Below are 10,997 nucleotides of genomic sequence, written 5' to 3'. Positions count from 1 at the left end.
CCTTCACGTTTTCCGTGCCGGCGTCGACCAGGATGGCTTCGATCACGCCCTCATCGACGGCTTCGACTTCCATGGTCGCCTTGTCGGTCTCGATCTCGGCGATGACGTCGCCGGCCTTGACGGTGTCGCCGACCTTGACGTGCCACTTGGCGAGGGTGCCCTCTTCCATGGTGGGCGACAGGGCGGGCATCAGGATGTCGATCGACATTTGAGCTCTTTCCTCAAGCGTTCGGAACGATGTCGGCCCCGATGGTGTGCCGGGCCGTCGTCCTCGATACCCCGCCCAGGGGCGGGATGAATTCGTTGACCGAGACGATGCGGCCCCCGCCCGTCAGGAGCGGGGGCCGCGCCGGTCTCAGCGGTAGCAGACCGCCTTGGCCGCCTTGACGATCTTGTCGACCGACGGCAGCGACAGGGCTTCCAGGTTGGCCGCATACGGCAGCGGCACGTCTTCCTGGTGGACCCGCAGCGGCGGGGCGTCCAGGTAGTCGAAGCCGAACTCCGTGATGCGGGCGACGATCTCGGCGCCGACGCCCATCGGGCCCCAGCCTTCCTCGACCGTGACCAGGCGGTTGGTCTTCTTGACGCTTTCCAGGACCGTGGCGTGGTCCATCGGGCGGATGGTCCGCAGGTCGACGACCTCGGCCGAGATGCCTTCGGCGGCCAGGGCCTCGGCGGCCTGGAGAGCGAAGCCCACCATGCGGCTGTAGGCGACCAGGGTCACGTCCGTGCCTTGACGGCGGATCTTGGCCTTGCCGATCGGCACGACGTAGTCCTCGACGTCCGGGATGTCGAACTCGTGCCCGTACATCATCTCGTGCTCGAGGAAGACGATCGGGTTCGGGTCGCGGATGGCGGCCTTCAGCAGGCCCTTGGCGTCGGCCGCGTCGTACGGCGCGATGACCTTCAGGCCCGGGATGTTGCCATACCAGGCCGCGTAGTCCTGGCTGTGCTGGGCGCCGACGCGCGAGGCCGCGCCGTTGGGGCCGCGGAACACGATCGACGACTTGATCTGGCCGCCCGACATGTACAGCGTCTTGGCCGCCGAGTTGATGATGTGGTCGATCGCCTGCATGGCGAAGTTCCAGGTCATGAACTCGACGATGGGCTTCAGGCCCGCCATCGCCGCGCCGACGCCCATGCCGGCGAAGCCGTGCTCGGTGATCGGGGTGTCGATGACGCGCTTGTCGCCGAACTCCTGCAGGAGTTCGCGGCTGACCTTGTAGGCGCCCTGGTACTGGGCGACTTCCTCGCCCATCAGGAACACGCGGTCGTCGCGGCGCATCTCTTCGGCCATGGCGTCGCGCAGGGCGTCGCGCACGGTGATCTTCTTGGTCGGCGTGCCTTCCGGCAGTTCCGGGTCCGCGAAGTTCGAGGCGGCGGCGATCGGGGCCGGAGCCGCGGCGACCGGAGCAGCCGGGGCCGCTTCGGCGACGACCGGGGCGGCGGCGGGAGCGGCCGACGCCGAGGCGCCGTCTTCACCCGCCAGCTTGGCGATCAGGGTGTTGACCTTGACGTTCTCCGAGCCGGCGGGAACGAGGATGGCCTCGATCACGCCCTCGTCGACGGCTTCGACTTCCATCGTCGCCTTGTCGGTCTCGATTTCGGCGATCACGTCGCCGGCCTTGATGGTGTCGCCTTCCTTGACGAGCCATTTGGCCAGGGTGCCTTCCTCCATGGTGGGGGAAAGCGCGGGCATCAGGATGTCCGTCACTCGGCGGCCTCCAGGTATACGTCGGTGTAGAGTTCGGAGGGATCCGGCTCGGGGCTGGTGCGGGCGAACTCGGCCGCTTCGGCCACGATGCGCTTCACTTCGCCGTCGACGGTCTTCAGATCGTCCTCGGTGACGCCGGCCGCGGCCAGGCGTTCCTTGATGTGGTCGATCGGATCGCGGGTCGTCTTGACCTCGTCGACCTCTTCCTTGGTGCGGTACTTGGCCGGGTCGGACATCGAGTGGCCGCGGTAGCGGTAGGTCTTCATCTCGAGGATGTAGGGACCCTGGCCGCTGCGGGCGTGCTCGCTGGCGCGGGCGCCGGCTTCACGCACGGCCACCACGTCCATGCCGTCGACTTCCTCGCCCGGGATCCGGAACGAGACGCCGCGCTTGTGGAAGGCGGTTTCCGACGCCGAACGCTCGACGCTGGTGCCCATGGCGTACTGGTTGTTCTCGATCACGTACACGACCGGCAGCTTCCACAGCTGGGCCATGTTGAAGCTCTCGTAGACCTGGCCCTGGTTGGCCGCGCCGTCGCCGAAGTAGGCGTAGGAGACGTTGCCGTTGTTCTTGTAGTGGTTGGCCAGCGCCAGGCCGGTGCCGAGCGCCACCTGGGCGCCGACGATGCCGTGGCCGCCGTAGAAGCCGGTCTCGATGTCGAACATGTGCATCGAACCGCCCTTGCCGCGCGACGAACCGCCAGCGCGACCGGTCAGCTCGGCCATGACTTCCTTGGGGTCCATGCCGGCGGCCAGCATGTGGCCGTGGTCACGGTAGCCCGTGATGATCTGGTCGCCCTTGTGCGAGATCGACTGCATGCCGACCGCGATGGCTTCCTGACCGATGTAGAGGTGGCAGAACCCGCCGATCAGGCCCATGCCGTACAGCTGGCCGGCGCGCTCTTCAAAGCGGCGGATCAGCAGCATGTCCTGATAGAATTTGAGAAGCTCTTCCTTGCCGACGAAGGCGTTGACACCGGTGTCGGCGCCCTTCTCCGTCGAGGCTTCACCCTTGCGCGTTCGCGCCATTAAACTCTCCCTGGCCAATCACCATAACGGCCTTCATCTCAGAGGCTTCCGTCGCCGCCGCTGTGCGGCTTTCCGGCGCAGGATAGCGCTCATGTTGACGCCGAGACCGCCCTCCAGGCCGCAACCTGAAGTGTGGTCTACAAGACAGCCTCGGACCGGTGTGAACCGACCCAGCTCAGCGCTTGGTGCGGATCACGTAGTCCTTGGGATCGGCGTATCCAAGGAGGGAACGCGCGCGTTCCTCCAGGAGATCGGCCGACAGGCTGCCGCTGCGTAATAGACGAGCCCGAGCCTCCAGGTCCATCCTCTCAGCGCGGATCTTCTTAAGTTCCATCGTCTTGGCGGCCAAGTCCGCGTTGCGTTGAGACGAGGAAAGCAGGCCTCTCTCGCCCGTCAGAGCGTGAAAGACGAAGTACGTGATCAGGAGAAGGAGCGCCGCGGTCGGCAGGTAGGGTTGCAGTCGAGCGAACATCGGCGAATCCCGGACAGGGAGGTTCAGGCTGCCAGAACGTGCTTAACACGGTCTAAATCCCCAACCCTGCAAGGGGCTTGCAAATAGCTCGCGAGCAGGCCCAAAATACTTTCAAATGAGACCGTTTCAGGGGCATCGAGATACCGCATCGCGGCATTTCGTTCGCAGCCGCGAGAACAGTTAAAACCTCTGTTTTTCTAAAGGCGGCCGAGCTTTTAGAAAAAATGTGGTCGGTCTTTTTTGATCGAACACCGGTCACGCCTGTTTTGAGGGCGCCCTCGCCTCAGAATCGCCGCTGTGACGCTTTTGGCTTGCCACTTGAGATTGATCCGCCGCGCGCTCCGCGTGCGAAATCAGCGTTGGCAATGCGTCTCGAGGGGAGAGAAACGACATGCTTCGCAGACACGCTCTGGCGGGCCTCGCCATCATCGCCCTGGCGCTGCCGGCGGCCGCCCGCCAGCGCAGCGACGACGGCGTCGTGAAGGGCCGCAAGGGCGGCCCCAACATGATCAAGGGCGACCCGCCCAGGCTCGACTTCGGCGGCGGGCTGCTGATCCCGATGAACGCCTCGATCTTCAAGACCCTGTGGGAGGGCGAGGACCGCTGGGTGACCTACGGCCGATCGGTGGCTCGCCAGGAAACACGGGCCATGCAGCAGGCCGAAGTCGCCGCCACCGGCACGATGAAGCTGATGCTGCTGACCCAGGCCTTCGCGCCCGAGCGGCTGGTGCGGTTCGAGACCTGCGGCTGGCGGGGCCGGACGGGCGACGCCAAGGACCTGGTGCTGGGCGAGATCGCCCTGCCCGGCCGTCCGGTGATGCCGACCACCGATCGCGTCAACGGCGCGGCGACCGGCGCGGAGACCGACGGCCTGGGCGAGGACGCCTGGCACGCGGTGACTGGCTACATGGTCATGAAGAAGGACGTCACCCTGGCCGATGTGAAGGCCCGGGCGCAGTTGATCGAGGGCTGAGACGCTCGCCCTATCCCATGGTTGGAGACGCCTTGATGGACCGCGACTGGAATCGCCGCCGGCTGATGGCGGCCGGCGGCGCGCTAGCTCTCGGCGCCGTGGGCGCGGCCAGAGCCGAGACCGCCCCGGAAGTCGCGCCCTTGTGGCCCGGCCCGGCGCCGGGTGGAGAGCGCGTGACGGGCGAAGAACGGCGCGTGGCCTACAACTGGCCCGACGGCCGCGTCGACTACAGCATCGAGGGCGTCACGCGCCCGACGCTGACGCTCTATCCGCCGACCGGGACCGCCAAGCCGAAGGCGGCGGTGCTGGTCATTCCCGGCGGCGGGTTCAGCAAGGTGGTGGCCGACAAGGAAGGCCACGAGGTCGCCCGCTGGCTGGCCGCCAACGGCGTTTACGCCGGCGTGCTGGTCTATCGGCTGCCGAAGGATCCGTGGGCGGCCCGCTTCGACGCCCCGTTGCAGGACGCCCAGCGCGCGCTGCGGCTGCTGAGAAGCCGGACCAGCGCGCCCATGGTCGGCGCGCTGGGCTTTTCGGCCGGTGGAACGCTGGCCGCCGCGCTCGCCTCTCGCGGAGCCGCCGCCCTCTATCCGCCGGTGGACGCTCTGGACGCGGCCCCTTCCCTGCCCGACTTCATCGGCCTGGGCTATCCGTGGCTGACCCGGCCCAAGGCCCCGCCGCAGGCGACGCCCTTCCACGGCTTCGACGGCCCCGCGAGGGCTTTTCTGTTCCACGCCGAGGACGATCCCAAGGTCTCGGCCGACAACAGCCGTGACGCCGCCATCGCCATCGTCGCCCGGGGCGGGACCGCCGAGCTGCACGTCTTCCCGACCGGCGGCCACGGCTTTGCCTTGCGCTCGCGCCCGCCGGCCCCGGAGACCGCCTGGGGCGGACTGTTCCTGGCCTGGCTGGACCGCCTGCCCGGCTGAGGATCGGACACGAAAAAGCGCGCCGGGCTGACCCGGCGCGCTCATCTCGTTCAGCTCGGACCGCGGTCCGTCCGATCAACGGCCCTTGAGGGCGGCGCGACCGGCGTAGACGCCCTGGTCTTCCAACTGCTGCTCGATGCGCAGGAGCTGGTTGTACTTGGCCAGCCGGTCCGAACGGGCCAGCGAACCGGTCTTGATCTGACCGCAGTTCAGGGCCACGGCCAGGTCGGCGATGGTGCTGTCCTCGGTCTCGCCCGAGCGGTGGCTCATGACGCTGGTGTAGCCGTGGCGGTGGGCCAGATCGACGGCGTCGATGGTTTCCGACAGCGTGCCGATCTGGTTGACCTTGACCAGGATCGAGTTGGCCAGGCCCTGGTCGAGGCCGATCTGCAGGCGCTTGGGGTTGGTCACGAACAGGTCGTCGCCGACCAGCTGGACCTTCTTGCCCAGGGTGTCGGTCAGCAGCTTCCAGCCGGCGAAATCGTCTTCGGCCATGCCGTCCTCGATCGAGGCGATCGGGAACTTGGAGACGAGGTCGGCCAGGTAGTCGACCATCTGCGACGGGTCGAGAGACTTGCCCTCGCCTTCCAGCTCGTACTTGCCGTTCTTGAAGAACTCGGTCGAGGCGACGTCGAGGCCCAGCAGGAAGTCGTCGCCGGCCTTGTAGCCCGCGGCTTCACCGGCCTTGACGATGAAGTCGAGCGCGGCTTCGGCGCTGGCGAGGTTGGGAGCAAAGCCGCCTTCGTCGCCGACGTTGGTGTTGTGGCCGGCGTCCTTCAGAGCCTTCTTCAGGCCGTGGAAGATCTCGGCGCCCATGCGCAGGGCTTCGGAGAAGCTGGCCGCGCCGGTCGGCAGGATCATGAATTCCTGGATGTCGATCGGATTGTCGGCGTGGGCGCCGCCGTTGATGATGTTCATCATCGGGGTCGGCAGGACGCGGGCGTTCACGCCGCCGATGTAGCGGTGCAGCGGCAGGCCGGCCGACTCGGCGGCGGCCTTGGCCACGGCGAGCGAGACGCCGAGGATGGCGTTGGCGCCCAGGCGGGCCTTGTTCGGCGTGCCGTCGAGGCCGATCAGCAGGCTGTCGATGCGGCGCTGGTCTTCGGCGTCGACGCCCGACAGGGCGTCGAAGATCTCGCCGTTGACGGCTTCCACGGCTTGGCGGACGCCCTTGCCGAGGTAGCGCGACTTGTCGCCGTCACGCTTTTCGACGGCCTCGTGGGCGCCGGTCGAGGCGCCCGACGGCACCGCGGCGCGACCAAAGGCGCCGTCTTCGAGGACGACGTCGACCTCGACCGTCGGATTGCCGCGGCTATCGAGGATTTCGCGGGCGATGATGTCGACGATCTCGGTCATGGGAGCTCCCGAAAGAAAAGGCGCTTCCCCTTAGCCGCGCCGCTGCTTCGCCGCAACCAAGACCGGCGTTCGGCAGGATCGAAGTTCCGTTGCGTCAGCGCCTTGTCGTCACGCCAGCAGGGTCGTCACGCCTGCAGGACCGGCGGTCCGCCCGAACCGAGGCGGAACAGCAGTTGCTCGGCGCCGAAGTCGAGCTCGACCCGGGCGAACAGCTTCAGCACGTCCACGCCCAGCAGGAGCGCCGGCTTCTCGTTGATCTTCCAGTGATCGAAGATGTGCAGGTCGGCGAAGACCACGGCCAGGTTGGTCATCCGCAGGTCGCCCATGTTCATCGACCGCAGGACCCGGTACTCGCCGATCGTCTCGCCGCCCGCCACGCCGAGCAGGCGCACGGCCAGGGCCGGATCGGCGCCCTTGCGGGCCTTGGCCTGGATGGCCTTGGACAGCGCCATGTTGCCGATCGACGAGCCGGCGCCGGAGTCGATGAAGGCCAGGGTTCGGATGTTGTTGACCCGGCAGTTGACCACGGTGAGCCGCCCGAAGCGCTGATCGGCCTCGATCTGCACCTCCTGGGACCGCCGGAAGAACCGGTACTCGGGCGTACTGTGGCGGACCTCCAGGCGCTTTCGCTTGAAGTCCATGACCACCGAGCGGTCCTGCAGGATGTCGACGCCCAGCAGGCCGTCGCCGCCGACCCGCTCGGGCGCCAGCACCGGCAGTTCGACATCGGTCAGGCGCGCTTCGCCGGTGGACAGGTGGGCGATGCGGGCCGTCGGGGTGATCGCAGAGCCGCCGATGCCGTGGACGATGACGTCCCGGCCTCTCGGCAGGTCCAGGCGGGCGGCCAGCATCTGGGAGATCACCGAGCGATCGGCGCCGGAATCGACCACGAAGCGGTACGACCCCTGCTCGTTGATCTGGGTCTCGACGGTCATGCGCTCCGAATCGTCGATCGCCGTGTCGATGATGTAGAGCGGCACGGCGGGCGTCGCCGGGGGCGGTAGGACGGCCGGAGCGGCCTGGCCGGGCGAGAAAGCGTTGGCGAACGAGGGCGCGGCGGCGAACGATGCGCCGAGGCCGCACGCTAGGGTGCGACGCGTGAACATGGCGAACCTCCCAGTTCGCCGGAGGCTGATCACGCCATTCTTGGCGCTGACCGCGCTCCTGGCTTGTTGGGATCGTCCCAGTGGCGATCCGATGGCCACTCTAGCACCGCTTGGACCAACCCACGACGAAAAGCGCCGCCCGGGCGAGCCGGGCGGCGCTTTCGAAGCGTCAGACGCTAAATCCTGGAGCGCTCGCCGGTTCGGCGGGCGCGTCCGAGAAAGACCTTAGTCTTCCTTCGGGGTCAGGATCTGCTTGCCGTTGTACAGGCCGGTCTTCAGATCGACGTGGTGCGGACGACGCAGCTCGCCGGTGTCCTTGTCCTCGATGAACGAGTTAGCGCCCAGGGCGTGGTGCGACCGGCGCATGTTCCGGCGAGAAGGCGAAGTTTTTCTTTTGGGAACGGCCATCGAAGTGACTCTGCTCGCTGAGCGTGAAAATCGGAAGCGGCGACTCGGGAAAGCCCAGGTCGCCGCGTGAGGGCGCGCTTATGCCTGAATCTCTCCAGACATGCAACTCGCCAGTTCAGACCAGTCGTCCGTGCTCCTTGGCCGCCGCGATGAAGCTGGCGAACAGGGGGTGCGGAGCGAACGGACGGCTCTTCAGTTCCGGGTGGAACTGGACGCCGATGAACCACGGATGGTCGTCGCGCTCGACGATCTCGGGCAGCACGCCGTCCGGAGAACGGCCGGTGAGCTTGAGACCCGCCTCCTCCATCTTGTGGCTGTAGCCGATGTTGACCTCGTAACGGTGACGATGGCGCTCGACGATGTCGGTCTCGCCATAGATCTCGGCGACCTTGGAGCCCTGCTGCAGGACGGCGTCGTAGGCGCCCAGGCGCATGGTGCCGCCCAGGTCGTCGCCGGCCTTGCGCGAGACCATCTCGTTGCCCTTGATCCACTCGGTCATCAGGCCGACGACCGGGCGCTCGGTGGGACCGAACTCGCTGGACGAGGCGTCGGTGATTCCCGCGACGTTGCGCAGGGTCTCGATGACGGCCATCTGCATGCCGAAGCAGATGCCGAAGTACGGCACCTTGCGCTCGCGGGCGAACTGGGCCGCCCGAATCTTGCCTTCCGCGCCGCGCTCGCCGAAGCCGCCGGGCACCATGATGGCGTGGGCGTTTTCGAGACGGGCCGCGGCCGCGTTCTCGTCGCCCTCGAAGGTCTCGCTCTCGACCCAGTCGAGGTTGACCTTGACCTTGTTGGCGAGACCGCCGTGGTGCAGGGCCTCGATGAGGGACTTATAGGCGTCCTTCAGCACGGTGTACTTGCCGACGACGGCGATGGTCACCTCGCCGTCCGGATGCTGGACGGTGTGGTCGATGGCTTCCCAGCGCGACAGGTCGGGCTTGGGCGCGTCGTGCATGCCGAAGACGTCGAGCACTTCGGCGTCGAGGCCTTCCTTGTGATAGTCGATCGGCACCGCGTAGATCGAGGCGCTGTCCATGGCCTGGATTACGGCGCTGGGGCGCACGTTGCAGAACTGGGCGATCTTGCGCTTTTCCTCGACCGGGATGTCCTGCTCGCAGCGGCAGAGCAGGATGTCCGGCTGGATGCCGATCGAGCGCAGTTCCTTGACCGAGTGCTGGGTCGGCTTGGTCTTCATCTCGCCGGCCGTCTTGATGAACGGCAGCAGGGTGAGGTGGACGTAGCAGCTCTGGCCGCGCGGCAGGTCCTGGCGCAGCTGGCGGATCGCCTCGAAGAACGGCAGGCCCTCGATGTCGCCGACCGTGCCGCCGATCTCGACGAGCACGAAGTCGACGGCCTTCTGGCCGGTCTCGTCCATGGCGGGCGAGAGGACGAAGTCCTTGATCTCGTTGGTGACGTGCGGAATCACCTGGACGGTCGCGCCCAGATAGTCGCCGCGACGCTCCTTCTCGATGATCGTCTTGTAGATCTGGCCGGTCGTGATGTTGTCGGCCTTCTTGGCCGACACGCCGGTGAAGCGCTCGTAGTGCCCCAGATCCAGGTCCGTCTCGGCCCCGTCGTCGGTGACGAACACCTCGCCGTGCTGATACGGGCTCATGGTGCCCGGATCGACGTTCAGATAGGGGTCGAGCTTGCGCAGGCGGACGGTGTAGCCGCGAGCCTGCAGGAGAGCGCCGAGCGCTGCGGAGGCGAGGCCTTTTCCAAGAGAGGAAACCACGCCGCCGGTGATGAAAATGTACCGCGTCATGGGCGCTCAGATTACCCGCGATTCGGCGATCGCGGCGAAAAGACCGACGTTCATAAACAAGTTTCGCTTCCGAGCCCGAGCCCCGCCCTTATTGGGCGGGGGTCTGAGCCGGAGCCGGAGCGGTCGTGACCGGAGCCGCGGGAGCCGGAGCGCCGAGCTGCGGGGTCGGGGCCTGGATCGGCGCCGGCGCGGTCGTGGCGGGAGCGGCCGGGGTCGCCGGGGCGTTCAGGGTCTTGGTGTCGAGATTGTCGATCTTCAGCTTGTCGACGACCGAATCAGCGCCGCCGATGCGGCCGGTCAGAATGGTCAGCACCAGGCTGATGACCAGGAACACCGAAAACAGGATCCAGGTCATCCGGGTCATGAAGTCGCCGGCGCCGCGGGCGGTCATGAAGCTGCCCGCTCCACCGCCGCCCATGCCGAGCGCGCCGCCCTCCGACCGCTGGAGCAGCACGAAGCCGATCAGCGCGATGCAGACGATGATGTTGATGGCCAGCAGGATGCCGATGAGCATGACGAAACAGTTCTCGATCAGTGCAGTCGGGGGACCGGCTGCGAAAAACGAAGCGGCCCCTCTACCACTACCGGCGCGCGCACGCCATAGGTGGGACGACGGCCGGCCAACTCAAGTTCCCCAATCCAAGTTCCCCAATCCAGTTTTAGGGCGCGCATGATTCTCGAGACCGAACGCCTCACCCTGAAGCCCCTGGTCGCCGAAGACGCCCCGCTGATCTATCCGTTCCTCAGCGATCCGGAACTGATGGCGCACTGGGACCGGGCGCCGCTGGAGGATCCCGACGAGGTCGCCGCCTGCGTGGTCGGCCAGGTCGAGGACATGCAGGCCGGGACCGCGCTCTACTGGACGATCCGCCTGACCGCGACCGGCGCCTTCGTCGGCGCCTGCGAGTTCGTCGAGATCGACGAGCGCCGCCACCGCGCCGAACTGCGCTTCATCGTGGCCCGCGAGGCCTGGGGCAACGGCTACGCCCAGGAGGCGGTCAGCGCCCTCCTCGCCCACGCCGCCGCCAGCGACCTCAAGCACGTGGTCGCCCGCACCCAGGTCGGCGACGCCCGGGCCGAGAAGCTGCTGGAACGCCTGGGCTTCAAGGGCGCGGCCTATCTGAAGGGCCAGGTGGATCGCGACGGCGAGCGACGGGATGGGCGGCTTTATGGGGTGGAGCTCTGAGACCCTCCCCCTGAAGGGGGAGGTGTCGGCGAAGCCGACGGAGGGGGATGTGATTGCTCC

The 10,997-nt window shown here is 67.2% G+C and carries 12 protein-coding genes; 3 read left to right on the top strand and 9 right to left on the bottom strand.

Annotated elements, in window-relative coordinates:
* The 4 genes from DMC18_RS22060 to DMC18_RS22045 form a co-directional block, all read right to left on the bottom strand.
* On the bottom strand, positions 1 to 208 hold a 208-nt coding region (locus DMC18_RS22060), incomplete at its 3' end, for a biotin/lipoyl-containing protein (protein ID WP_146218170.1).
* Positions 209 to 355: 147 nt separating this feature from the next.
* The gene (locus DMC18_RS22055) at positions 356 to 1,714 is read right to left on the bottom strand and encodes a pyruvate dehydrogenase complex E1 component subunit beta (RefSeq protein ID WP_110122078.1); all 1,359 of its coding nucleotides are present in this window, start codon (positions 1,712 to 1,714) and stop codon (positions 356 to 358) included.
* Positions 1,711 to 2,742 (bottom strand): pyruvate dehydrogenase (acetyl-transferring) E1 component subunit alpha, encoded by a 1,032-nt coding sequence (gene pdhA / locus DMC18_RS22050; protein ID WP_110122079.1) that lies wholly within the window; start codon positions 2,740 to 2,742, stop codon positions 1,711 to 1,713. The genes DMC18_RS22055 and pdhA overlap by 4 nt, the downstream gene beginning before the upstream one ends.
* Positions 2,743 to 2,917: 175 nt before the next feature.
* Positions 2,918 to 3,214, bottom strand: a complete 297-nt coding sequence (locus tag DMC18_RS22045; protein WP_058348879.1) for a septum formation initiator family protein — start codon at positions 3,212 to 3,214, stop codon at positions 2,918 to 2,920.
* Positions 3,215 to 3,605: 391 nt separating this feature from the next.
* On the opposite strand from DMC18_RS22045, the gene DMC18_RS22040 reads away from it, so the two are divergent.
* Both DMC18_RS22040 and DMC18_RS22035 read left to right on the top strand, forming a co-directional pair.
* Positions 3,606 to 4,187 carry a hypothetical protein gene (locus DMC18_RS22040; protein WP_110122080.1) on the top strand — a complete coding sequence of 194 codons (582 nt, stop codon included), beginning with the start codon at positions 3,606 to 3,608 and terminating at the stop codon, positions 4,185 to 4,187.
* Between the two features lie 35 nt (positions 4,188 to 4,222).
* Positions 4,223 to 5,113, top strand: a complete 891-nt coding sequence (locus tag DMC18_RS22035) for an alpha/beta hydrolase (RefSeq protein WP_158285963.1) — start codon at positions 4,223 to 4,225, stop codon at positions 5,111 to 5,113.
* 75 nt (positions 5,114 to 5,188) lie between these two features.
* On the opposite strand, the gene eno is transcribed toward DMC18_RS22035, so the two are convergent.
* From eno to secG, 5 genes are all read right to left on the bottom strand, one after another.
* Positions 5,189 to 6,469 carry a phosphopyruvate hydratase gene (gene eno / locus DMC18_RS22030; RefSeq protein ID WP_110122082.1) on the bottom strand — a complete coding sequence of 427 codons (1,281 nt, stop codon included), beginning with the start codon at positions 6,467 to 6,469 and terminating at the stop codon, positions 5,189 to 5,191.
* Between the two features lie 125 nt (positions 6,470 to 6,594).
* On the bottom strand, positions 6,595 to 7,575 hold the full coding sequence (locus tag DMC18_RS22025) for a retroviral-like aspartic protease family protein (RefSeq protein ID WP_110122083.1): 981 nt from the start codon (positions 7,573 to 7,575) through the stop codon (positions 6,595 to 6,597).
* Positions 7,576 to 7,800: 225 nt separating this feature from the next.
* Positions 7,801 to 7,983, bottom strand: a complete 183-nt coding sequence (rpmF, locus tag DMC18_RS22020; RefSeq protein ID WP_110122084.1) for a 50S ribosomal protein L32 — start codon at positions 7,981 to 7,983, stop codon at positions 7,801 to 7,803.
* 115 nt (positions 7,984 to 8,098) lie between these two features.
* Positions 8,099 to 9,751, bottom strand: coding sequence for a CTP synthase (locus DMC18_RS22015; RefSeq protein WP_110122085.1), 1,653 nt, complete (start codon positions 9,749 to 9,751; stop codon positions 8,099 to 8,101).
* An 88-nt stretch (positions 9,752 to 9,839) separates the two neighbouring features.
* The gene (gene secG, locus DMC18_RS22010) at positions 9,840 to 10,265 is read right to left on the bottom strand and encodes a preprotein translocase subunit SecG (protein ID WP_110122086.1); all 426 of its coding nucleotides are present in this window, start codon (positions 10,263 to 10,265) and stop codon (positions 9,840 to 9,842) included.
* A 156-nt stretch (positions 10,266 to 10,421) separates the two neighbouring features.
* Here secG and DMC18_RS22005 point away from each other — a divergent pair, with 156 nt between their 5' ends.
* Positions 10,422 to 10,937 carry a GNAT family N-acetyltransferase gene (locus tag DMC18_RS22005; protein WP_110122087.1) on the top strand — a complete coding sequence of 172 codons (516 nt, stop codon included), beginning with the start codon at positions 10,422 to 10,424 and terminating at the stop codon, positions 10,935 to 10,937.
* The last annotated feature ends 60 nt before the right edge of the window (positions 10,938 to 10,997 follow it).

It is taken from the genome of Caulobacter sp. D5 (assembly GCF_003185805.1).
Lineage (GTDB): Bacteria > Pseudomonadota > Alphaproteobacteria > Caulobacterales > Caulobacteraceae > Caulobacter.
The sequence above is the reverse complement of the archived record's forward strand: the minus strand, read 5'-3'. Positions and strand labels throughout refer to the sequence as shown.

Bases quoted from the DNA above. Each gene is read 5' to 3' on its own strand.
- pdhA (WP_110122079.1), bottom strand. From the start codon at position 2,742: ATGGCGCGAACGCGCAAGGGTGAAGCCTCGACGGAGAAGGGCGCCGAC.
- DMC18_RS22045 (WP_058348879.1), bottom strand. From the start codon at position 3,214: ATGTTCGCTCGACTGCAACCCTACCTGCCGACCGCGGCGCTCCTTCTC.
- DMC18_RS22040 (WP_110122080.1), top strand. From the start codon at position 3,606: ATGCTTCGCAGACACGCTCTGGCGGGCCTCGCCATCATCGCCCTGGCG.
- DMC18_RS22035 (WP_158285963.1), top strand. From the start codon at position 4,223: ATGGACCGCGACTGGAATCGCCGCCGGCTGATGGCGGCCGGCGGCGCG.
- eno (WP_110122082.1), bottom strand. From the start codon at position 6,469: ATGACCGAGATCGTCGACATCATCGCCCGCGAAATCCTCGATAGCCGC.
- DMC18_RS22025 (WP_110122083.1), bottom strand. From the start codon at position 7,575: ATGTTCACGCGTCGCACCCTAGCGTGCGGCCTCGGCGCATCGTTCGCC.
- rpmF (WP_110122084.1), bottom strand. From the start codon at position 7,983: ATGGCCGTTCCCAAAAGAAAAACTTCGCCTTCTCGCCGGAACATGCGC.
- DMC18_RS22015 (WP_110122085.1), bottom strand. From the start codon at position 9,751: ATGACGCGGTACATTTTCATCACCGGCGGCGTGGTTTCCTCTCTTGGA.
- secG (WP_110122086.1), bottom strand. From the start codon at position 10,265: ATGCTCATCGGCATCCTGCTGGCCATCAACATCATCGTCTGCATCGCG.
- DMC18_RS22005 (WP_110122087.1), top strand. From the start codon at position 10,422: ATGATTCTCGAGACCGAACGCCTCACCCTGAAGCCCCTGGTCGCCGAA.